The sequence below is a fragment of the Peribacillus sp. TH14 genome (assembly GCF_016651145.1).
In the GTDB taxonomy this organism is placed as follows: Bacteria; Bacillota; Bacilli; order Bacillales; family DSM-1321; genus Peribacillus; species Peribacillus butanolivorans.
Map to the genome: position 1 here is coordinate 2,824,189 of NZ_JAEKEK010000001.1, position 23,959 is coordinate 2,848,147.

A 23,959-nucleotide genomic window follows, 5' to 3' on the forward strand; every position below is an offset into this window, starting at 1 on the left:
CAAGTAAGAAGGTAACTTATGCTGAATATAATGACTCTCGTTTCAAGTTATTTAATTGGTTCAATCTCATTTGCTTTGGTTATCGGTAAATTGTTTTATAAAACCGATATTCGAGGATATGGGAGTGGGAACCTTGGAGCCACTAATACGTTTCGGGTTTTGGGAAAAAGAGCAGGAACTACAGTAGCTATTGCGGATATATTAAAAGGTACTGTTGCTTGCCTACTCCCACAAATCTTTAATTCAACGGTTTCTCCTATATTGTGTGGCATACTCGTCATATGTGGACACGCGTTTCCTATCTTCGCGGGCTTTAAAGGTGGTAAGGCAGTGGCTACATCAGCAGGAGTGTTTATATTTTTATCTCCATTAGGTACATGTACTGCATTTATTGTGTTTCTTATTAGTTTGTTAACTTCTAAATATGTGTCTCTTAGTTCAATTTTAGCTAGTATTTCAATTGTTATTTACAGTTTTATATTTGAAGAAAAGCTAATTATAGCACTCTCATTATTTATTAGCTTATTCGTCATTATTCTTCACAGAGAAAATATTAAGAGAATATTGAAGGGTACGGAAACTAAAGTAGGTAAGAAGAAATAATAGATTTGTCTAGATAAACTAACAGGTGCACTGTATAGAGTGGTTGCTGAGACACCCTTTTTTTACTGATATAACGGAGCAGATTAGTTTAATAAATAATCGTAAATAAATGGTATATTACTTAATCGGTGTTTGAGGGGATTGGAAATTCTAACAGCTCTTTGAATACATGGAAAATTGTCAGTTACATACAAATGTTTATGGCTCGCACAATATTCTAAAGTAAATATAACACCATAATCTAAGGAGCCAGACATGAAAAAAAGAGTTAGCTTATTAATAGGCGTGATAGTAGTCGGTATCATTGCCTCGATAGCATTAGTGGATCAAAATACAAAAAAAGAGGTTGCCAGTAAAAGGCCGTTTCCTCAACATACAGTCTATCAATCTGGAACAATAAAACCAGACAATGTGTCACAAGATGAGATGGATGATGAAGTAGCTGACTTTTATAAAACCTGGAAAAAAAAATATCTTAAGCAGCCTGTTGATAAAAATGATGAGTATTATATTTTTTACAATGATAAGGGGTATGCAGAGCCAAAAAACGCTGTTACCGTTTCCGAAGCGCATGGTTATGGGATGATGATAACCGCAATCATGGCGGGAAAGGATCATAAGGCCAAACAAAACTTTGATGGTCTTTATAGATTTTACAAGGCGCATAGCAGCAAAAATAATCCATCTTTAATGGCTTGGCAACAGGTAAAGAATAAAAAGGGAGAAATTATTAATACGCCAGGGGATGCTGATTCAGCAACTGATGGTGATATGGACATCGCTTATGCGTTATTATTGGCTGATCAGCAGTGGGGAAGTAAAGGGGATATCGACTATCTTGCTAGAGCCAAAGACATTATTGAGGCCATCATGTTGAATGAAATAAATCAGTCTCAGTCTCTTATAAAACTAGGAGACTGGGCGGAGGATAAAGATCATGTTTACGGGCAATCAACTCGTTCATCAGACCTTCTTCTAAATCATTTGAAGACATTTGAGACCGCAACAGGGAATCATAAATGGAAAGATGTAACGGATAAGGCTTATGCGATTATTCATTCTATTTATACAACAAAAAGTGACAATACCGGTCTTATGCCTGATTTCATTGTACAATCTAAGGGAGTTTATCAGCCGGCTCAAGCTGATTTTCTAGAGGGGCCAAATGACGGTAATTATAGCTGGAACAGCAGTAGAATCCCATGGCGCTATACGATTGATTACTTACTAACCGGTGACACTAGAGCGTTGGGGCAAATACAAAGGATGAACAATTGGATTAAAGAGGAAACACATGGCAATCCAGAAAATATTCAATCTGGCTATATGCTAAATGGAAAAGCGGTTGAGGAAGGAAATAGTACAAGCTTTGTTGCTCCATTCATGGTGAGCGCCATGGTTGATTCTTCTAATCAGCTATGGATCAACAAATTATGGAGCAGAACGATTCAAGAACACGACGATGATGACTATTTTGCTAATACGATTAAATTACAGACAATGATTGTGGTTTCTGGTAACTGGTGGGCTCCAGAATCCAACACATAAATGTACAAGAAGTTCGATATATACATTAACATTTTATATCCTTTTTCAACTAGGATGCTTGGGACATTAGTTTAAGAAGAAGCTTCAAAGAGCACCCTAAATTATGATCTGTTTTTCTTATTGGAAAATCCATTGTTTAAAATAACAGAAGCTATAAAAAGGAGTTTGACGATAAATGACAAAGGTTACACCATTCTTAATGTTCCAAGGAAATGCAGAAGAAGCCATGAATTATTACACATCTTTAATCGAAGATTCGGAAATAACCAGCATTACTCGGTATGGAGCAAATGAAGCAGGTGCTGAGGGAAGCGTCATGAAAGCTACCTTTACGTTAAAGGGTCAGGAGTTTATGTGCATCGACAGTAATATCAAGCATGAATTTACATTTACACCTTCTTTTTCATTGTTTATTACATGTGATACTGAAGAAGAAATTGACAGGATTTATGAGAGTTTAACAGATGGTGGAGGAGTACTAATGCCATTAGCTGATTATTCCTTTAGTAAGAAATTCGGCTGGGTAGCTGATAAGTTCGGTGTTTCTTGGCAACTTACTCTTCCAATATAAATAATGATTGATGTAGAAATGGTCACTAAATTAGTGGCTTTTTTTCATGGAATCATCTGGTTTATAGGTTTTTCCATTCCTTAGCACTTTGTACATACTCCATGGACATTCGGAGAAGTATAAAATTCCGAAGCCTTAAGGGATGAAAAAAAATTTTACTAATAAAGAAGAATTCTCCCTTCTCAATACAACTAATAAGTCCTCGATATTAAGTTTGCCCATCGAACATTACTAGTGAATTCTCCCTTCTTACCTTCATTTTAAAAATTATTTACAGAATATTTAAACACTGGCATGCGGATTGCTAGATTAAAAGTAATATCACATAACTTTCGACGGCAGAAAGGAGGATTATGAAGTGTGAGCAAGGGAGAGTTGAAACTGCGATTCGACATAGAAAGACTTTCTCGTCCATGTTTTGATAGATTTTGGTTTACTTTTATGAGCATTATTAAATAAAAAATATCCGCCAAATAGAATAATTATTGAAGTGAAAATCCCTACTATTTTTTTCATTTTTTTCATCCCTTTCCTTTTCTTAAATCAGCCTTATTCTTACTTTATCACAAAAGGCTAATATTCCCATATTTTGGGTTCTGTGCAAATCCGGAAAAATTTTTTGTTGAACGTATTTAGATATTTAAATGAATTGTAAATATTTCTTCAAAAGAAAAAGGACCATTATGGGTCCTATTTTCCGTCTTCTTCAATCTATTTAGTAAATTCACTTCTCAGTAGATAAACAACATCAAAGTCTTTTATCTCGTTAATGTGATGGTCCATATCGCTATAAAAATCTTGGGAAAGTGTTCTCATACTACCTTCACCATAGGAATACCCTACACTAGCTAAAACCATCTTATCTGAAATCAGAATGTTTTCTGCTTCATTGCTTCCCCAAACACTCATAACGCTCTCGGTGTTGATTTCAGAAATTTTTAAAGATTTGCTCTGTCCAGAACCTTCCTTCGTAATCGTTTCCAAGTTGCTACCTGTAGTCGTATCACCTTTACTATTGATGCTGACACTAAACATAGATTCATTTTGGTGAGAAGTTGGTGTCGATGTTGCAAAGATAATCGTACCATTATTTTTTAGCCCAGCAGTAACGTGAATTTTTTTATCTTCAACCCTTTTACCGGACTCATATTTTTCAACCCATACAGATACTTCTTTATATGTACTATCAGCCATATGATATTCGAATACAAATGACTGATCAGTTGTTGTTGATAATATGTCTTTTTCTCTGTCAGTCAACTTAGCTTCAGATAGTGTATTATCTGATTTGGATTTGGAAATATTATTAGTATTATTACAAGCACCCATAGTAAGTACTATCAAAGTTAGGATTGCAGTGTACAAAATCTTTTTCATTACGTCCCCCTAGAAAATATTAAAATTATTCTCTTCTCTTTTTTGCCTTCCATCTACCCCAATAAAATAACTAGGTGAAACTTCAGGAGTATCGACTAGATTGCTTTCTTATATTCATTCACAGCTCCTGCACCAAGTAATTTTTCCCCCTTTTGCAAACTTTTTTCAAACATTTCTATTTGTTTTTCCATAGCCTTTTTTCTGCCCCAACCAGCCAATTTGATAGTTTCTTGAATAGTATCCATTATTTCCACCTCTTTATTTTAACCCTACTCTGATTATACCTGAGAATAAAATTGAATATGGGCAATTTATTGAACCTTTGTAGTATTATATATTTTTTATTATTAGACTAGTAAAATCCTCAAATACATACAAAAGAGCCTTTATTAAAGGAGATGTTTGTTTGAGTTTTATTAAAAAACTTTTAGGTCAAGAATACGTTTCACCAGGAGAATTAGAAAAGGTATTATTACCGTTAGCCAATATCATTAGATAAGAGGAGAATTCTATGAAACCAATCTATTTTCTTGCCAGATTCCTGACAGTGAGTTGGTTATTTTTGAAAAAAGCTGTCACTATCTTTTCATTGATGAAAATAGGGAATTCATTTCAAGGATTTCCTCATTCATATACGAGAGATTTGGACCAGGAAATGGTGGTTTCGCCCAAAGCATAGAAAAGGTACATAAACCGAGCATTAGTTAGATAGATCCAGGATAAACCGTTTGTACTGTGAAGGAATTAATTATATATTAATCCTTGAGTACCTTTATTTATGGATTAAAGTATGATGGGTAAGAAAAGAAAAGCTCGGAGGAGAAAATCATGAAAAATATTAGTGCAGAACAAGAATACCGTGAACAAATCAAACAAGAGGGACTAACAGTTGGGATTTTTACGACTACATGGTGTCCAGACTGCAAACGTTTAGACATGTTCATCGATGAAATCACTCAAGAACATCAAGATAAACAGTGGTTTACAATCGATCGTGATGAGTTCCCTGAGATTTCTGAAGAGCAAACGGTTATGGGAATTCCATCTTTATTAGTATTTAAAGATGGTGAAAAGATTGCTCATTTGCACAGTGCAAATGCTAAAACTCCAGAGGCAGTGAATGAATTTTTAAATAACCTATAAAAACACTTTAGGTAAAGTGAACCCCGCATGATGCTGTCATGCGGGGTTCAACTTTTTTTAGAAATTTTTTCTAGAAATAGCTTGATTTTTATAGTGAAACGAGTTTTAATTATAGATACCGAATATCCATTATGGATATCAAACATCCACATACATACTTGAAGAGGTGAACTGATTTGCAATTAACAAAAGGGGTCGAGCAAGCTATATGCATCATTGTTATACTCTCTACCCAGGATAAAAATGTACCGCTTTCGTCTAATGAGATCAGCAGGAGATTAGAGGTGTCTCCTTCTTATTTGAAAAAAATCATTAGGAAATTGGTCGTTAAGCAGATAATCACTTCCGTCCCTGGTAATAATGGTGGCCTTTCTCTTGCCAAAAGTGTAGATAAGATTAAAAACCTTGAAATTATTGAAGCGATGGAAGGACCCATTTCGATGTTTCCGGATACGGGACTTATAGAAAAAGCGTTTAAAGATGGAGAGTATGCAGAGAAGGGGATGGACGTCCTTCGACGGATGTTTTCTCAGGCGGATGAACTTTTAATGGAGTTCTTTTCCAGACAAACAGTAGCAGATTTGCTTAAAGAGAGCTTTGGCACCACGGAAATACCGACTCTTAATTGGAATTCGGCGTCATTGAGTGAAGTACTGCGGAAAAAGAAAGGTGAAAAAGAGTGAACATGCTTAAACAAGAATGGAAGCTTTTCCTTACAAATCGAAAACTACTCGGTGTCGCAATCGTTTTACTGTTCGTCCCGATTATTTATGGAGGGTTATTCCTTAGTTCTGCTTGGAATCCATACGGAAATACAGGTAAATTGCCTGTTGCAGTCGTGAATAAGGACGTGAAGGCGGAGTATGAGGGTAAAACCTTAACTGTCGGTAATGAGCTAGTCGAGCAATTAAAGGACAATGATGATTTAGAATGGCATTTCGTAACGGAAAAAGCGGCGAAAAAAGGGTTTGATGATGGTACATATTATATGGTCGTCACCATTCCAGAGGACTTTTCGAAAAATGCTTCAACCGTCATGGATGATAAGCCCCAAAAAATGAATTTAACGTATGACGTGAATCCTGGTCGCAGTTTCGTTTCTGAAACGGTCGGAAAACAGGCAACCAATAATTTGAAAACGGAAATTGCTGAAAGTGTCACAAAAGAATATGCTGAAGCGATCTTCTCACAGCTGGATGAAATTGGAGATGGATTCGGCGATGCAGCAGACGGGGCATCAAAACTGGATGAGGGTGCTGAAAAACTGCATGATGGAAACAAAGAAGTGACAGAAAATCTGAATAAATTAGCTTCCAGTACATTAACTTTTAAAGATGGAGCGAATAAGCTTCAAATTGGCGTTGGCGAGTTTTTAGAAGGAGCCAATAAACTTGAAAGTGGCGCGTCGGAATTAAATAAAGGAATTTCACAATACACTTCCGGTGTCGGTCAGTTGAAAAAGGGTGCGGACGAACTCGCATCAGGCACAGGAGAATTAACTAATAATAGTGAAGCACTTATACAAGGTTCATCCCAACTTTCCACTGGGCTGGCTAAAGTGGTTCCAGGAGCCCAAACTTTAAATACTGGATTGGCACAAGCGCAAACAGGCAGTGCGAATTTGAATGATGGGTTGAATCAATTATCACAAAATGCAAGCCAGCTGACGGACCAATCGACAGGAATCCCAAAAATGGCAGCAGGTCAGCAGAGTTTAAATGAGGGAATCAATAAACTGGCAGCAGGAAGCCAGGCGTTAAATGACGGCCTGAAAAAAATGGATGGCCAATTGCCTGGAGAAGAACAGCTGAGTCAGCTTAAGCAAGGACTGACAAGCATTCAAAGCGGTGTAAATCAATTGCAAGAAGCGGTTCCAGCAGGAAGCGGCACGTCCGGTACTGTATCTGGCATTACTGAAGATCTCCAGAATAGCCAAGCAGCTTTAACGGAACTTCAATCAACGATTGCGAATAATGGACAAAGAACAATCAATGCCGTTCAAAACACGGAAGCATTCAAAAGCATGACCAGTGAACAACAATCCGAATTAATCGGAGCCATACAAAATGAACTTCAAAACCAGGCGGAAGCACAAAAACAAATTGCATCGACTCTTGCTGCAAGTGTATCCGACTTATCAACGCAATTAACGGATAAAGTAATGCCAGTATTGAATGGATTAGGCCAGCTTCCAGAACAAGTGGCCAATTTAAATAATGCGGTGAATAAAGTCAATCCAAACGCCGTTTCAGCGTTAAACGGATATACGGCAATAAGGAACGCGCTGGAAGAACAATTGATTCCTGGTGCAACCCAATTAAATAGCGGCTTGAATGAAGCTGTTGAAGGCAGCAATCAATTAACGGCGGCAACACAAAGTTTAAATGAAAAGACACCAGAACTAGTGAAGGGGATCAACCAGTTAGCACAAGGCGGTTCCTCGTTAAATAATGGCCTGTCAAAACTAACTGAGGGTTCTGGTCAGTTGGTTGATGGAGTTTCACAACTTCAAGCAGGGTCATCCTCCTTTGGGGATGGTCTTGAGAAGTATGCATTTGGTGTTAGCCAAGTTGGCGAAGGGGCAAACAAACTTGCTAATGGGGCCAATCAACTGAATGCCAACTCAGCAGCCTTGAACGAGGGCTCATCAGCACTTGTTAATGGCACTGAACAATTGGCAAGCAATCTGCCTACTTTAAGCAATGGAGTCATCCAGCTTGCTGAAGGCGCAGGTAAGATCAATGAAGGTTCATCAGCACTTGCTGAAGGTTCCGGTAAATTGGGTGATGGAATCTCCTCACTAAAAGATGGAACGGTTGAACTTACGGAAAAATTAAGTGATGGTGCAGAAGAAATAAGTGAAAATAAAACAACCGATGATAATTACAGCATGATTGCTGAACCGACACAGGTTAAAGAACAAAAAAGCAGTGACGTTCCTAATTATGGTCATGCTCTGGCTCCTTATGTATTATCTCTTGGGTTATTTGTAGGAGCTATTGCCTTCAATATGGGATTCCCGACAGGGTTGCCTTCTACAAGACCTACATCAGGAGTGGCATGGTGGTTCAGTAAATTTACGGTCCTATTTATCCAAGCAACGCTTTCAGCATTAGTGTTGGATGCGATCATGATTTGGGGAATGGATTTACAGGTCGAAAATATGGGGCAATTCATTGGGGTTTCCATACTGACTTCACTTACCTTCATGTTCATCGTTACCTTCTTGACTGTAGGATTTGGAAATCCAGGTCGTTTATTGGCGATGATATTCCTTGTATTACAGCTAGGTGCAAGCGGAGGAATGTTCCCTGTGGAGCTGACCAATAACTTCTTCAGTTCGGTTCACCCGTTCATACCAATGACATACTCTGTCATGGGCTTCCGTCAAGCGATGAGTACGAGCCTTGGAGCGGGTGCATTGACAGCCAGTATAGTGTTCCTGACTGGATGCATAATTGTATTTAACCTACTCTTATTGCTAACAATGGTCATCAGGAAGCGCAAAGAACACAATGTTGAGCTGGATGCATAAATTTATAAAGAAAACCCCCGGTGCAATGCGCCGGGGGTTTTCTTCATTATGATGGTTCATCCGTGTCCTTTTCTTTTTCGATGACTTTCAATCCATTTTCCCCTGAATTTTCAATCACATGTTTAAGGATGGATAGTTTGTTATCCCAAAATTGATCATAAAAAGAAAGCCACTGTTTCAATTCCGCTAAAGGTTCTGGCTGAAGCCGAAAGCGTTTTTCTCTTCCGACCTTCCGGCCACTGACCAATTCAGCTTCAGAAAGGATATGAAGATGCTTGGCAATCGCTGTACGGCTCATGGAAAAGTGAGAAGTGATTTCTGAAATGGGCAAATCCCCTTCAGCAAGCAATTGCAGGACCTTTCTGCGGGTTGGGTCTGCAATTGCCTGAAATACATCATGCTTTTCTGCTGCAGACACTTAGCCCTCAACAGCCTTTTTAAGTTTTTGATTAACGATCTGTTCCCAGCCATGATCCATTCTATCGCGAATGATCGAGCTTTTTTCGTTCGGTTTCGGAAGAATCGTGTCTGGCTCTTTCCAACCGCCATGAATAAGGGTAAACTCCGTTTTGCCATCCAGTTCTTTTAAAATGAACGAAACGATCCAACCATCCGTATCCCAGGAGAACGAGAGCCGATGTGGAGCATCTATCTCTAATACTTTACAAGGAGATGGGCCAAAAGGTGATTGTACATGGAACTCCTGTCCCACTTTCGGCTGAAAATCATTTGGCATGAACCATGAAGCTATACCCTCGGCATTCGAAACTGTATCCCAAACTTTTTGGATGGGTGCTTCAAGAATAACCGTCTTCTTGACATCTTGTAGTGTATTCTGATTTGATTCCATAATAATTCTCCTTTTTTATCATAAATATAAAACCATTTGGTTTCGCTTTTGTTGATTATATAAAACCTTTTGGTTTCATGTCAATGATAACTTGTCTCCATGCATTTATTTTTATTCATGATTTTAGAGAAATACTGCGCTTAAAACAATCCAGCCCGTCTGCTTAATTACCCAATTCTTCAATTTGGTTTGCCAGACTTGTTATATTCTCGATGGATTTCATTATCTCTGAATTTTCTAGTGCCTCGGGGTCGAATTGACCATTTTCAATATTATTTAGGTATAAATCAATTCCATCTGACAGCTGTTGGTTAGAACTGACGATTTTTTCATGGATGCTTTCTGCTATTTGGGGTGGTTCAGTTGCATTAAATTCTTCAATCTCCGTTTTCATCAATTGTAGTTCTTTTTCAAGGTTTTCTCTTGCTTCGGTATCAGTGACGGCATCTTGGGACAATGCGGGCACTTCATTGGCAAATTCCTTAACTGTACTTACATACCCTGTCGCATTATCTGCATATTCCAATGATGAATTGACTTCTCCCAAAAGCGAGCACCCGCTTAATGTAAGGATGGACATAAAAGCAATGATTATAATTTTTTTCATATGTTCCTCCAATGTGATTTTATAGTGATGATTAGATGGGTAAGAATCTTTTTTTATAAATCGCTGCTATGGAATTCAGTATAAAGCTAGGGATTTTCTTCGGGAAAAATGACTTCGAATAGAAGAGATGAAAAGCACTTTTCAAGTCGTGCCACTGATTGCAGGATTTCACTTGCTTAAACCTTGCAACATCAATGATCTTCACCTTCTTTTCAGAAGTGATAAAGATGTTTCTTAAATGGATATCTGAAGGATTTAATCCCTCTTTCCTTGCTAATTGTAATGCATGGTCAATCTCTTTTATGTTTTCTTCCGTTATCGGAATTCCTAATGTTAAACATTCAAAAAGAGTGTTGCCTTCGATGTGATCTATAACTAAATAATTCTCACCCGCGTCATAAAGAGTTGGATAGTATTCGATAGATTGAACAGTTTGGTATATCTCAGCTTCTACTTTAGCCGTGTGAGTATGGTTCGGAAAAAAAACTTTCATTGCTTTATTGGTAGAATGTATTCTAAATACATAAGCACTTCGGCCTTTTCCAATAAGTGATAAAGAATGATCGGCATCTAGTAATGTATTATTTTTATCATGAGAAATCTTGACACTTTGAGCTAATTCACTATATTGCTGCATACTTTTCACCTCTATTAGTAGTATTATCGCTTCAAATTCTTTTCAATAAAAAAGACGGTATAACCGATTGTTGGTTATACCGTCTTTAAAAATTAAAAGACCTCACCAAATAATCGGCAAGGTCTTGCAAACAACTGAAAATTAGTTGCCAATAAAGCCGAGGATAAAATCCTGTATTGACGACTTTATTGTATAGCTACTCCCCTTAACAGAAGGATTCCTATAAGTATATATAAGTAATTATATAGTTTATTATGACAAAGCGTCAAACAAAAGGATTGGATGTCTTACTCTACATATATATTCCGGACTTTTTTTAAAAATGTGCTTTTATTTAGTCGAACGTTAATTATTATTTCAATTGGAGTTAGGCTGTTCTGAAGTGAGTAATAAATTCAAAACTAAATCTTCATATTTTTTCTAAATAACTCCTCTGGAAGAGGGGCTTTTTTTGCATTCATCATTAATTCTGCTCGGTTTTATTTGTCATCCAATAGCGTATTTTTTCCGTTTTAACTTTGGGACGTGGACTATATTACAATTATATCTATTTGATTACTTAAATGTCTGTTAGATTACTATTTTGTTAAAATCGATTCTATAGATCTGAAGACACTAGGAAATATGATATATTTTTAAATGAATAAGGATAAATACCTATAAAACAACTATGATTTTAACCGATATTTAAATAAATGGTAAAAATATAATTCTTTAGTAGGGAGAATGGAATGAAGAAATTAATTATACCGACTTTCTGTTTTGCAGTATTGTCTACAGTTGCTTTCGAAGAAAAAATATCTGCAGCTCCACTACCTGCAGAACAAATAAGTACTATAGAAACTAGTAACATGTATGTAAATGTAAGTTCAGGTTCGCTCAATATGCGGAAAAGTGCATCTGAAAACGCCGGCGTAGTAGCGAAGTTGATGAAAGGTACGCAGGTAACGGTGTATTCGGAATCTAACGGTTGGGCGAAGGTCAAAGCTGATGGAAAAGAAGGATATGTCAGTACCAAATATCTATCGACAACGAAGACTGTAACGGTAACCACAGCTACTACCGCAGTTAAAACGACGATGAAATATGTAAACGTAAGTTCCGGAACACTCAATATGCGAAAAAGTGGAACGGATAGTGCAAGCATAGTAGCGAAGCTGACAAGAGGTACGCAGGTAACGGTGTATTCGGAATCCAGAGGTTGGGCGAAGATCAAGGCCAATGGAAAAGAAGGATATGTCAGTACTAAATATCTATCGACAACGAAGCCAGGAACGGTAAATAAAGCTGAAGTACTTGTTAAAACGACGACGAAATATGTAAATGTAAGTTCTGGGACGCTCAATATGCGAAAAAGTGGGACGGAAACTGCCAGCATAGTCGCGAAGCTTTCGAAAGGCACGCAGGTAACGGTATATTCGGAATCCAAAGGTTGGGCGAAGATCAAAGCCAATGGAAAAGAAGGATATGTCAGTACTAAATATCTATCGACAACGAAGCCTGTAACGGGATCCACACCATCCGCCCCTGTTAAAACGACGACGAAATATGTAAATGTAAGTTCTGGGACGCTCAATATGCGAAAAAGTGGGACGGAAACTGCGAGCATAGTCGCGAAGCTTTCAAAAGGCACTCAGGTAACGGTGTATTCGGAATCTAAAGGTTGGGCGAAAATCAAAGCTAATGGAAAAGACGGGCATGTCAGTACCAAATATTTATCGACAACAAAGCCTGTAACGGGATCCACACCATCCACCCCTGAAAAAACGACGACGAAATATGTAAATGTAAGTTCAGGGACGCTCAATATGCGAAAAAGTGGAACGGAAACTGCTAGCATAGTAGCGAAGCTATCGAAAGGTACGCAGGTAACGGTGTTTTCGGAATCTAAAGGTTGGGCGAAAATCAAAGCTAATGGAAAAGAAGGACATGTCAGTACCAAATATTTATCGATAACGAAACCAGGAACGGAATCCACACCATCCACCCCTGAAAAAACGACGACGAAATATGTAAATGTAAGTTCAGGGACGCTCAATATGCGGAAAAGTGGGACGGAAAGTGCCAGCATAGTCGCGAAGCTATCGAGAGGCGCGCAGGTAACGGTGTATTCAGAATCCAACGGTTGGGCAAAAATCAAGGCCGATGGAAAAGACGGGTATGTCAGCACCAAATATTTATCGACAACGAAGCCAGGAACGGAATCCACACCATCCACCCCTGAAAAAACGACGACGAAATATGTAAATGTAAGTTCAGGGACGCTCAATATGCGGAAAAGTGGGACGGAAAGTGCCAGCATAGTCGCGAAGCTATCGAGAGGCACGCAGGTAACGGTGTATTCAGAATCCAACGGTTGGGCAAAAATCAAGGCTGATGGAAAAGACGGGTATGTCAGTACCAAATATTTATCGACAACAAAGCCAGAAACGGAATCCACACCATCTATACCTGAAAAAACGACGACGAAATATGTAAATGTAAGTTCGGGGACGCTCAATATGCGGAATAAACCGTCAGAAGACGCTTCCATCATTGTGAAATTGGCAAAAGGTGTAGAGGTAGAAGTCATATCGGAATCGAATGGATGGTCAAAAATTAAAGCGTATGGTGGAGAAGGGTACGTTAGTACGCAATATCTATCAACAACGAAGCCTGGTTCTATCCCGGAAAGCCCGGATCCGGATCCAGACGATGAAGAAACCACGGTAGTTAAATATGTAAAAGTGGTTGATGGCTCTAATTTAAATATGCGCTCTTCAGCATCAACTTCCGCTTCGATTATAGCTAAACTTGTAAACAATACGGCAGTAACAGTTTATTCGGAGTCTAATGGGTGGTCAAGAATCACGGCGAATGGAAAGACAGGATATGTAAGTTCGCAATATTTATCAGCCAAAGCACCAGAAAGTCCAGGGAATTCGAATGGAACGATCATCAGGGTTGATAAAGAGTATAATCTTACGATGGACAAGATGGTTGAAATTCAAATGGCTGTAAATGGTCAAACGGATAAAAAGTATAAAACCTACATACGTGAGGATGGGTTAACTTTAATCAATTCAACAAAAGGCACGGTAAAAGGAACCAGTTGGCGTGTAAGGGGCGGAGCCGGATCTAATTATTGGGTAGTGGGGGCTGTCAGCAATAATCAATCATTGGATATTAAATCAAAAGTAAAGGGCTCTGACGGATACTATTGGTATGAAGTGAATTATAACAAGACATGGGTAAATGCTAGTCCAGAAGATATAAAATATAATATCAACCCTGATAATTTTGTGAATGATCCAGTCCATTCGTTCCAATTCGTTAAGCTCTCTCAATTGACCAACATGAATGTTTCTGAAGTGAATGATAGAATCCTTTCGGGTAAAGGTATCTTACAAGGCCATGCTGCAACCTTCACTTCGGCAGGAGAAAAATATGGGGTAAATGAGATTTATCTTATTTCACACGCTTTGTTGGAGACGGGGAACGGGACTTCACCGTTAGCGACAGGTGTCAAGGTGAATGGAAGAACGGTCTATAATATGTATGGAGTAGGAGCATATGATGGATCAGCGGTAAGCAGTGGTGCACAATATGCTTATAATGCAGGATGGTTCACTCCAGAAGCGGCAATCATTGGCGGTGCTGAATTCATCGCCAAAGGATATATCTCTGCTGGACAGGATACGCTATACAAAATGAGATGGAATCCCACAGCCTCAGAGAAATATGGATATGCTTCACACCAGTACGCAACTGATATTGGTTGGGCAACAAAACAAGTGAAACAGATTTATAATTTGTATAGTTTATTAGATTCATATAAATTGACGATTGAAATTCCTAAATATAAATAAAAAAGTAAAAACACATGAGAATATCTCATGTGTTTTTACTTTAAGCTATTATTCGCAGACTACTTTGTTCCTTATGAGAGGATATATCTATGAAACAGGCATCTTATCTTCGAATTAAGGAATATATCTACGAAAAAAGCATATTATCTTCGAAATTATCTCTATATCGATTTTTCTACAAAAATAAACAAATATCACTAATAGATAAGCTGATCTTCCTTAGAATGTCCGTTTACCTAATTCTTCTTTTTCTATAATATCCTTTACAATATCTTCAATAGTTACTACGCCTAATGCCTTTTCTAAAGCTAGTTCTGCAATTGAAAAGATAGGTTCAATTGCATCTTGAATGTTTCTTCCAACGGGACATGCTGGATTTGGGTTATCGTGGATTCCAAATAACTCTTTATCTTGCACGACGTTAACAGCCTGATAAACATCGAGTAATGTAATATCGGATAATTCCTTAGCCAAAGTAGCTCCAGCGATACCTGGCCGAACATTTACCAAACCTGCATTTCTTAACATGCCAGTGATTTTTCTTATTAAAGCAGGATTGGTGTTAACACTTTTTGCGATAAATTCAGATGTATTAACTCCCTCTTTATTTATTTCTAAAAGAGATAATATATGGATTCCAACTGAAAAACGGGTACTGATAGACATCTTTTTCTCTCCTTTAAAATCTCTATACTTAAATAGTATAAATTATTTAACATGTAATACAAGTAGTTACAAGTTAAAAAAATTAGAGAGATAACCCAGTTTTTAGTTTGAAAAGTGTTAAAAAATGGAAGGTGTGTTAAGAGCCAAAATAAAAGTTACGTGTAATTGACAAAACACTCTCCTGAAACTTATATTATTACATGTAAATGAATTAGTTACAGGGCGGAAAAGTAGAAGGGGGAAATTGGCATTTTAGGTGCTAATTTTGGTAGTACCGCATTAGATGAAATAGAAAAACCTTAGTATATCCATGAAAGAATTTTTTGTTTCGGAAGCTGATTATTTCGTGACATGTAGTAAGTATCAATAAATGTAGAAGCAAAAGGAGTTTGAAAACCGAACCTCCACGAAGTGTTTCTGCCCAAATACATAAGTATGGAGGTATAAGATGACTAAAAACAATAAAAACAATAAAAACAAAAAAAATAATAAACAACAACAATCGTCTACATTCACATTTTGGATCATAGGGTTAATTGCTGTTATTATTATCGGCTTTATATTTTTAGCAAATGGAAAAGAAAAAGATGTAGCCTTTGAAATTGATTATAAAGGACAACCCTATTTAGGAGATAAAAAGGCTCCTGTTCAAATTGTTGAATTTGGTGATTATAAATGTCCAATCTGTAAATCATTTGAGGAGAATTTCTTTCCCTCTATTCAAAGTGAATTGATTGACACCGGAAAAGCACAATTTTACTTCATGAATTATTCGTTTATTAACGTAGATTCAATACGATCCGCTAAATTCGCGGAGACTGTTTATAAGGAATTAGGAAATGATACCTTCTGGGAATTTCATGAGCTGTTATACAGTAAACAGCCAGATGATCAGAAATATGAAAAAGAAGATGTGTTTACGGACAAGTTTTTAGAAGAAACCTTGAAAGAAATCGTAAATGATAGTGATGTCAAAAAGGTTGTTACATCTTTTAAAGCAGATTCTTCCGAGGATTCATGGAACAAAGATATGGAGACTGCGGCCGAATTAGGAGTATCTGGAACACCTTCCTTATTTGTTAATGGTAAGAAGTTTGAAGGAAATACACTTGAGGATTTAGTGAAAATGGTAGATGAAGCTGCGAAGGAGAAATAATTCATGAATAAGCCACTGTTATTTTCCTGGATAATATCTATCATTGCGACATCTGGAAGTCTTTATTTTAGTGAGGTTCTTCATTATGTACCATGTACGTTTTGTTGGTATCAAAGAATCCTGATGTATCCATTGGTTTTTTTATTAGGCCGTGCTTTTTATGACCAGGAACTAAAAATTTATCGTTATATTCTCCCTTTGTCGATTTTAGGTATGTTGGTTTCAGGATATCACTATAGCTTGCAAAAAATCCCTGCTCTTCAACAGTTCGAAATGTGTCAAAGTGGTGTTCCTTGTTCAGGAGAATATATTAACTGGCTTGGATTTATCACCATTCCGTTGTTAGCTTTTACTGCTTTTTCATTTATTACTGTATGTATGGGAATACTTATGAGTAAGAACAATAATGATTGAGTAAGTAATCTTTAAATTAATACACCCTTTGATAAAGGCATCTTTCGTTGTGGAAATGGTTTCATTTTACCTCTACAATGAATGGTGCCTTTATTTAATTTGCACCATTTCGTAAAGTTGATGTACTTCCCCAAAATCCTCTATATACATTACTGATTATTAAATTTTTCTTTTTCTAAAATATCTTTTACAACATCTTCAATAGTTACTACTCCTAATGCCTTTTCTAGGGCTAATTCTGCAACGGAAAAAATGGGTCCAATTGTATCTTGTATGTTTCTTCCAACGGTACATGCTGGATTTGGCTGTTCATGAATCCCAAATAATTCTTTATCCTGCACGACGTTAACAGCCTGATAAACATCGAGTAATGTAATATCGGATAATTCCCTAGCCAAAGTAGCTCCAGCAATACCTGGCCGAACATTTACCAAACCTGCATTTCTTAGCATGCCAGTGATTTTTCTTATTAAAGCAGGATTGGTGTTAACACTTTTTGCGATAAATTCAGATGTATTAACTCCCTCTTTATTTACTTCTAAAAGAGATAGTATATGGATTCCTACTGAAAAGCGGGTACTGATAGACATTTTTTTCTCTCCTTTAAAATCTCTATATTTAAGTATAAATTACTTAACATGTAATTCGAGTAGTTACAAGTTAGTATTGCTCACAAAAGTTATTAGTAAACTAAAGTTTGGATAAAATAAATTGACAAAACGTCATCCTGTAACTTATATTATTACATGTAAACAAATTAGTTACAACCTAAATATAAAGACGACTATAGGAGGAGTTTTAAAATGAAAATAGCTATTATTGGTGCAAGTGGAAAAGCTGGGAGTCTGATTTATAAAGAAGCTATAGCTAGAGGCCACGAGGTTACGGCTATTGTCAGAAATGCAGCGAAAGTACAAAATCAAGGAGCTGAAGTTTTAGAAAAAGACGTATTTGCTTTGAAGGCAGATGATGTTAAAGAATTTGATGTGGTCGTAAATGCGTTTGGGGCTGCTCCAGGGCATGAACATCTACATGTTGAAGCTGGTAAAGTCTTAATTGAAGCTATGAAAGATGCACCTAATACTAAATTGCTTGTTGTTGGTGGTGCAGGAAGTCTGTTTGTCGACGAAGCGAAAACAACTCGCGTACTAGATACACCGGATTTTCCTAAAGAATACTTTGCAACAGCATCTAATCAATCTAAAAACCTTGAGGATTTACAAAATGCTAGTGGAATTCAATGGACGTTTATCAGTCCTTCTGCATTCTTTGATCCACAAGGCAAAAGAACAGGTGGGTATAAATTAGGGAAAGATAACATCCTTGTAAACTCAAAAGGTGAAAGTTATATAAGTTATGCTGACTTTGCTATTGCAGTATTAGATGAAATTGAAAGCCCTCAGCACATAAATGAACGCTTTACTGTTGTTTCGGAAGCTGAATAATTCGTAACGATTTATGAGTGTAAACTTAAACTTTATAATGTTTAAATAGAAAAAATTAATGGCTTAATTAAAATATAGTCAAAAAACGGAGGGATTTTCAGTCTCTCCGTTTTTGTATTTGGTTTAGAGACAAAAAACTGAACGGAATATGTGATGTTTTCTCTTGTCAAAGAGGTAAGAGGGGGAGTGCAGTTCCAACTTTGTCGAAGAAGTAGTTTCATTAGGGGTTTGAACCAAGTGATATAGTTGGAAATAATGTTAGACAGGCAGTCACCCTCAATTAAAAGGTTTCTCTTAAGTATGGGTCTTTAAGTACCTAAGTAATTGGGATGTGTTAATTAGCTTTAAATTACAATTATGTATCCAACTACAACTTAAATGGATTTTTTAGGATAAATTGTTTACAAAAACCAAGTCTATGTTACTATAAATATTAGATGGAAAAATTAGTAGTTTTTTAAAAGGTCATATGAAGGAGCTACAAATTAATGAAAAAATCCAAAAGGCAATTATACCTGCGACGGGATTGGGAACAAGGTTTTTACCTGCTACAAAGGCAATGCCAAAAGAAATGCTACCAATAGTGGATAAACCAACTATTCAATATATTATAGAAGAAGCTGTGAAATCAGGCATTGAAGATATTATTATTGTCACAGGAAAGAATAAACGTGCGATAGAAGATCACTTCGATAATGCCTATGAGCTAGAGAATAATTTGAGGGATCATGGAAAATTTGATTTATTGGAGAAAGTACAATATCCATCTAATTTAGCCAATATCCATTACATTAGGCAGAAAGAGCCGAGAGGCCTTGGACATGCTATCTGGTGTGCCCGTAATTTTATTGGCGAAGAACCATTTGCCGTACTTTTAGGTGATGATATCGTTCAAAGCGAGGTACCTTCATTGCGTCAATTAATAAATGAATATGATGCGACAGGTTCGTCTATTATTGGCGTACAATCCGTTAATGAAAGCGAAACGCATAGGTATGGTATCATTGACCCGCTTACTCAAGATGGTAGAAGGTACGAAGTTAATAACTTTGTTGAAAAACCAGAACAAGGAACAGCTCCATCTAATTTAGCCATTATGGGGAGATATATTTTAACCCCAGAAATATTTCACTTTTTAGCTAAGCATGAAACTGGTGCTGGTGGTGAAATTCAGTTAACTGATGCCATTCAAAAACTAAACGAAATTCAAACAGTATTTGCCTATGATTTTGAAGGGAAAAGACATGATGTCGGAGTTGTAGATGGCTTTGTAAAAACTACCATTGAATTTGCCCTACAACGTCCTGAATTGAGAGACGACATTTTAAGAGAATTGGAAAGTATACTCAAAAAGCATAAGGCAGTAAGCAAATAGATTATTTACTTTCACTCTCTAGATAATATTGGATGAATACCTTTTCAGCCATTTATGTAAGTTATCAAAGATATTGGTTGTTTATCGCTGTCATTTCAACGGATTAATTTAATAAATTATCCGTTGATTGCTTCCCATAAACATGACGGAAGTTTCAATTATCTTTCTGGATAAAACCGTTTGAAGAAAATTATGGTGAAAAATGTGAGAGCTTATAGCTATGGGACACTTCAATTTCTCATTTTAGGCCTTGTGAAATAATTTACTTGCCAAGGATAAAGGAAGTATCTTTCTACACAACAAAGAGTATAAAAGCAGTAAGTAAGGGGTTCGTTTATTTGCTCGCTAATTATCAAATTGTTTCGTTTTAATTTAATATCAAAAAATCTCCAACTATTGATCATTCATAGTTGTTATTTTTGTTAATGAAAGGTAATTGTAATTTTGAATGGTGAATATTAATTCATAAAAGGGGATGCCTATTTGGTGAATAAGAAGGTAATAAAAAGAAAAGTTAGTTTCCTTAAACAGCCGATTGCTAATTTCTTATTAAAGGAAAAACATCAACGTGTAAATAGATATGCAAAGTATTATGAGAAATTAAACGTGCAAAAAAACACAATTCTATATGAGAGTCGTGATGGAAACAGTATAACTGACAGTCCCTACGCGATGTTTAAATATATGATAGAAAATCAAGACTTTAAAGATTTTATGCATATATGGTCTATTCAAAATTTTAGTGCTCTTTCAGGTGTCATATCGAAGTATAAAGATATGCCTAATGTTAAATTTGTGCAACGTAATTCAAAGGATTATTTAAAGTATTTAGCAACAAGTGAGTATTTAATCAATAACTCAACATTCCAATCTTTCTTCATACCTAAAATCGACCAAATTTACATTAATACATGGCATGGGACACCACTTAAGAGTATGGGCTTTGACATACCAGGCAACCCCTCGGTCTCTCAAAACGTTGTAAGGAACTTTTTAAGTGCAGATTATATTTTGAGCCCTAATGCCCATACTACAGACATATTTACACGAAGCTATAAGTTAAACGGATTGTATAAAGGGAAAATTGTAGAAGAAGGATATCCTAGGATCGATTTAACTCTTAATACGAATCCGAAGGAGTTTAAGGACTATCTAAGAACTCTAGGTTTGAAAATCAACGATGGCAAAGAGAATATTTTATACGCCCCAACTTGGAAGGGAACAAATCTTGCCAAAGTGGATAATGATATTCTTCAAATCATTGCAGATATAAATTATTTAGAAAGTCAAATCGGTGAACAATATAATTTATTGATTAAGGTGCACCCTTTTCTATATAAAGAAGCTAATAAGCATACAGAAATTAAAAATAGGTTAATCCCTGATTATGTGGATACAAATGAATTGCTTGCTACTGTTGATTTGCTTATTACTGATTATTCTAGTATCTTCTTTGATTTCCTTGTTACTAATAAGCCAATTCTATTTTACACTTGGGATACGGATGTTTATACAGAGGAAAGAGGGCAATATCTTCAAAACGATGAACTTCCAGGCCCAATGCTTTTTAACTCAAAAGAATTAGCTCATGCAATTAAAGATATTAAAAATGTAAAACTGTTTTATTCTGATAAATATAAAAACATGCAGCAAAAGTTCACAAACTACGAGGATGGGAATGTAACAGAGAGAATTGTCCTTAATCTATTTAATAAGTCTACGAAAGAACTAAACACAATTACTGGTCTAGATTCCTCAAAGGAAAAAATATTGATTTATCCTGGCGGATTGAGGGATAACGGAATTACATCCTCTTTTCTTAACTTAATGAATAACATTGATTATGACAAATATGATGTAAGCTGTTTTACTGCTACTCCTCACTCGTATGAGGTCTTAAAAAATATGGACAAGGTAAATAAGAATGTGCGTTTTCTTTTTAAACCTGGATTGCCTGTGTATAAATTTTTGGAAGTGTATAAGGATAAATTCATCCATAACAGAGGGGAAACAGGCTTCTTAGGGAAAAAGTTTTACCCGGAAAGTGCCTATATTAGAGAACATGCACGTTTATTCGGTAAAACTAAATTTGATTTTGTTATTGATTTTAGTGGGTATAGCCATTATTGGGCTAAATTCCTCCTAGCTGCAGACACAAAAAAGAAAGTTTGTTATATGCATAATGATTTGCTATCTGATAGTGAGCGAGTGATTAATGGAAGGAGGCCTCATCGGATAAATCTAAGGGGACTTTTTTCCGTATATAATCGATTTGATAAACTTGTAAGTGTTTCTAAGGGAACAATGGAATTAAACCGAAAGAATCTAATGCAGTATGCAGACTATGATAAATTTGACTATGTAATGAATTCTATCAACCCGGATAAAATCCTTCAAATAGATTCAGAGAAATCTGAATTCGTAGAAAATAACGAAAGTTCATTGACTACTACAGAGAATTTCAAAGCAAGAGCGATATTAAGGGATGTTAGAAATAATCATGCTTGGAATACCCTTCCCGGGAATGTGGATGCCATTCAATTCCCTCTAGAAGAACGATTTGAAAATGCTGAAATTATGATTTCTAGAAAAGCCAATGTTAATCATAATACATTTTACAAATTCAGCTTCAACAATCAAATAATCGGCTGGATTAACGAAGAGGCTGTAGAGTTCTTGCCAGACAGTATTATTTACGAAAAGGAACTTGATAAAATCGCAAGGCTAGTAAGACCAAGAGGAAACTTCATTTGGTCGATGCCATATAAGATTGAAGGTTCATACAAAGTTTCTGGCAGTCAAGATTTTAAAGGCATAATCGTGAAGGTCGATAAGGAAGTAAAAACCCAACATTCGATTTATAGTAGAATATCCGTAAATCGTACGGTAATCGGCTGGGTGGATAATTCAGCTTTATCCATGCTTGAACAGTGTACAATCAATGAAAACACGAGCTTTAAGGACAAGTCGCAAATCATTTTTAAAAGAAAGTATATGATATCCAGAAACTATAAAAGTAATAAAAAATTCATTGATAAGATTGATAATAGAACGTTGAAGGAAGTAAACACCAGTGAACAGAAGTATGGAAAAATAACTAAACCGGAAGACCATACAATTTGGTCAAAGGCTTATCCGAATTACAAGGCTAAAAGAGTAACTAAGGCAATCGATTTTGAAGGGCAAACCGTCAAAATCATAAAATACAACAGAACCAGAAAAGGCGGCTATTACCTTTTCGTAATAGACAATAAGAAAATTGGCTGGCTAAATACGGGGGCCTTTGAAATGATAGACGAGCCAATAGTGTTAAAAGAACGGGAAGTGCGCGGCACTGCAGAAATCCAGTTAGGAAATTATAATATTTGGGATAAACCGTATGGGTTACAAGATGCCATGATCGTGGAAGATGGGCCAACCTTTAATGGGTGGATTGTTGAATTCGATAAAGAAGCAGTTACTCAACTTGGTACGTATACTCATATATTAAAGGACGGGATATCCCTAGGTTGGTTGGATAAACAGGCGTTAATCGTACAAGAAGTGCATGGGTTGGAAGTAAATAATCAATTCGTCCCATATCCTAATAAAAATGATTTTAATTTTGTCAATATGGGAAGATTATCTCCTGAAAAAGGTCAAGATAATTTGATTCGTGCATTCGCAAGCTTCCATGAGAAACACAAAAATAGCAAGCTGTATATCTTAGGCCAAGGTCCTTTAAAGGAAGATTTACAAGCCATCATTGAAGAGCTGGATTTAAATCATTCCATACATCTTTTGGGTCAGCTTGAAAATCCATTTTCGTTTATGGAGAAATGTGATTGCTTTGTACTGTCATCACATTATGAAGGGCAGCCTATGGTTTTATTAGAGGCAATGACGTTAGGAATGAAAATCATGGCTACTGATATTGTTGCGAACCGGACCGTTTTGGAAAACGGTAAATATGGTTTACTTGTTGAAAATAGCATAAATGGGCTTGAAAAAGGGTTATCTACGATGGCTAGTAATGCTAACACTAAACTAGAAAAATTTGATTACCATCAATATAATGCATTAGCCATGGAAACCTTCAAGAAATGCCTATAAATAATTGGAGGCTCATTTCGCTAATTTAGTAAGAAAAAAGCCTCTCCCAGTGTAAGGGCAAGTGAAGGTAGTTTCGAAAGGAGAAATATAAT

General features: G+C 36.4%; 21 protein-coding genes. 13 read left to right on the plus strand and 8 right to left on the minus strand.

The genetic code is table 11. From position 1 onward, the window contains the following. Positions 1-21 precede the first annotated feature (21 nt). The 3 genes from plsY (at position 22) to JFU50_RS13775 (ending at position 2,722) form a co-directional block, all read left to right on the plus strand. Positions 22-603 carry a glycerol-3-phosphate 1-O-acyltransferase PlsY gene (gene plsY, locus JFU50_RS13765; protein WP_397327810.1) on the plus strand — a complete coding sequence of 194 codons (582 nt, stop codon included), beginning with the start codon at positions 22-24 and terminating at the stop codon, positions 601-603. 255 nt (positions 604-858) lie between these two features. Continuing rightward, complete coding sequence (locus JFU50_RS13770; protein ID WP_201222904.1) at positions 859-2,151, plus strand: glycosyl hydrolase family 8; 1,293 nt, start codon at positions 859-861, stop codon at positions 2,149-2,151. Between the two features lie 175 nt (positions 2,152-2,326). Beyond that, entirely contained in the window at positions 2,327-2,722 is a 396-nt protein-coding gene (locus tag JFU50_RS13775; protein WP_201186870.1) for a VOC family protein, read from the plus strand. Positions 2,723-3,433: 711 nt separating this feature from the next. Here the strand turns inward: JFU50_RS13775 and JFU50_RS13780 are convergent. Both JFU50_RS13780 and JFU50_RS13785 read right to left on the minus strand, forming a co-directional pair. Further along, a complete protein-coding gene (locus JFU50_RS13780; protein ID WP_201186869.1) occupies positions 3,434-4,099 on the minus strand; it encodes a hypothetical protein in 666 nt (221 codons plus the stop codon). Between the two features lie 95 nt (positions 4,100-4,194). Next, positions 4,195-4,344, minus strand: coding sequence for a hypothetical protein (locus JFU50_RS13785; RefSeq protein WP_201222906.1), 150 nt, complete (start codon positions 4,342-4,344; stop codon positions 4,195-4,197). A gap of 266 nt (positions 4,345-4,610) precedes the next feature. Here JFU50_RS13785 and JFU50_RS13790 point away from each other — a divergent pair, with 266 nt between their 5' ends. The 4 genes from JFU50_RS13790 to JFU50_RS13805 all read left to right on the plus strand — a co-directional run bounded on the left by JFU50_RS13790 (position 4,611) and on the right by JFU50_RS13805 (position 8,777). After that, the gene (locus JFU50_RS13790) at positions 4,611-4,778 is read left to right on the plus strand and encodes a hypothetical protein (RefSeq protein ID WP_201186863.1); all 168 of its coding nucleotides are present in this window, start codon (positions 4,611-4,613) and stop codon (positions 4,776-4,778) included. 146 nt (positions 4,779-4,924) lie between these two features. Continuing rightward, positions 4,925-5,242, plus strand: a complete 318-nt coding sequence (locus tag JFU50_RS13795; RefSeq protein ID WP_446728180.1) for a thioredoxin family protein — start codon at positions 4,925-4,927, stop codon at positions 5,240-5,242. Positions 5,243-5,418: 176 nt separating this feature from the next. Then, entirely contained in the window at positions 5,419-5,925 is a 507-nt protein-coding gene (locus JFU50_RS13800) for an RrF2 family transcriptional regulator (RefSeq protein WP_201222908.1), read from the plus strand. 2 nt (positions 5,926-5,927) lie between these two features. After that, on the plus strand, positions 5,928-8,777 hold the full coding sequence (locus tag JFU50_RS13805; protein ID WP_207198869.1) for a YhgE/Pip domain-containing protein: 2,850 nt from the start codon (positions 5,928-5,930) through the stop codon (positions 8,775-8,777). A gap of 46 nt (positions 8,778-8,823) precedes the next feature. Here the strand turns inward: JFU50_RS13805 and JFU50_RS13810 are convergent, their stop codons facing one another. The 4 genes from JFU50_RS13810 to JFU50_RS13825 all read right to left on the minus strand — a co-directional run bounded on the left by JFU50_RS13810 (position 8,824) and on the right by JFU50_RS13825 (position 10,871). Next, positions 8,824-9,195, minus strand: coding sequence for an ArsR/SmtB family transcription factor (locus JFU50_RS13810; RefSeq protein ID WP_053347811.1), 372 nt, complete (start codon positions 9,193-9,195; stop codon positions 8,824-8,826). Next, positions 9,196-9,627: an SRPBCC family protein gene (locus tag JFU50_RS13815; protein WP_201186859.1), complete on the minus strand. Its 432-nt coding sequence runs from the start codon at positions 9,625-9,627 to the stop codon at positions 9,196-9,198. 163 nt (positions 9,628-9,790) lie between these two features. Next, positions 9,791-10,234, minus strand: coding sequence for a DUF6376 family protein (locus JFU50_RS13820; protein WP_201222912.1), 444 nt, complete (start codon positions 10,232-10,234; stop codon positions 9,791-9,793). Positions 10,235-10,265: 31 nt separating this feature from the next. Next, on the minus strand, positions 10,266-10,871 hold the full coding sequence (locus tag JFU50_RS13825) for a protein kinase family protein (RefSeq protein ID WP_056520214.1): 606 nt from the start codon (positions 10,869-10,871) through the stop codon (positions 10,266-10,268). A 731-nt stretch (positions 10,872-11,602) separates the two neighbouring features. Between JFU50_RS13825 and JFU50_RS13845 the strand changes: the two genes are divergently transcribed. After that, positions 11,603-14,719, plus strand: coding sequence for an SH3 domain-containing protein (locus JFU50_RS13845; protein ID WP_242489043.1), 3,117 nt, complete (start codon positions 11,603-11,605; stop codon positions 14,717-14,719). Between the two features lie 219 nt (positions 14,720-14,938). Here the strand turns inward: JFU50_RS13845 and JFU50_RS13850 are convergent, their stop codons facing one another. Further along, positions 14,939-15,385, minus strand: a complete 447-nt coding sequence (locus tag JFU50_RS13850; protein ID WP_201186855.1) for an Rrf2 family transcriptional regulator — start codon at positions 15,383-15,385, stop codon at positions 14,939-14,941. A gap of 448 nt (positions 15,386-15,833) precedes the next feature. Between JFU50_RS13850 and JFU50_RS13855 the strand changes: the two genes are divergently transcribed. Both JFU50_RS13855 and JFU50_RS13860 read left to right on the plus strand, forming a co-directional pair. Beyond that, complete coding sequence (locus tag JFU50_RS13855) at positions 15,834-16,541, plus strand: DsbA family protein (protein ID WP_201222914.1); 708 nt, start codon at positions 15,834-15,836, stop codon at positions 16,539-16,541. A gap of 3 nt (positions 16,542-16,544) precedes the next feature. Continuing rightward, positions 16,545-16,955, plus strand: a complete 411-nt coding sequence (locus JFU50_RS13860) for a disulfide oxidoreductase (RefSeq protein WP_053347803.1) — start codon at positions 16,545-16,547, stop codon at positions 16,953-16,955. A 149-nt stretch (positions 16,956-17,104) separates the two neighbouring features. On the opposite strand, the gene JFU50_RS13865 is transcribed toward JFU50_RS13860, so the two are convergent. Continuing rightward, on the minus strand, positions 17,105-17,545 hold the full coding sequence (locus tag JFU50_RS13865; protein WP_201186850.1) for an Rrf2 family transcriptional regulator: 441 nt from the start codon (positions 17,543-17,545) through the stop codon (positions 17,105-17,107). Between the two features lie 213 nt (positions 17,546-17,758). On the opposite strand from JFU50_RS13865, the gene JFU50_RS13870 reads away from it, so the two are divergent. From JFU50_RS13870 to JFU50_RS13880, 3 genes are all read left to right on the plus strand, one after another. Next, positions 17,759-18,400, plus strand: a complete 642-nt coding sequence (locus JFU50_RS13870) for an NAD(P)-dependent oxidoreductase (protein WP_201222916.1) — start codon at positions 17,759-17,761, stop codon at positions 18,398-18,400. A 469-nt stretch (positions 18,401-18,869) separates the two neighbouring features. Beyond that, positions 18,870-19,775: a UTP--glucose-1-phosphate uridylyltransferase GalU gene (galU, locus tag JFU50_RS13875; RefSeq protein ID WP_201222918.1), complete on the plus strand. Its 906-nt coding sequence runs from the start codon at positions 18,870-18,872 to the stop codon at positions 19,773-19,775. Positions 19,776-20,261: 486 nt separating this feature from the next. Beyond that, positions 20,262-23,867 carry a CDP-glycerol glycerophosphotransferase family protein gene (locus JFU50_RS13880; RefSeq protein WP_201222920.1) on the plus strand — a complete coding sequence of 1,202 codons (3,606 nt, stop codon included), beginning with the start codon at positions 20,262-20,264 and terminating at the stop codon, positions 23,865-23,867. Positions 23,868-23,959: the final 92 nt, after the last annotated feature.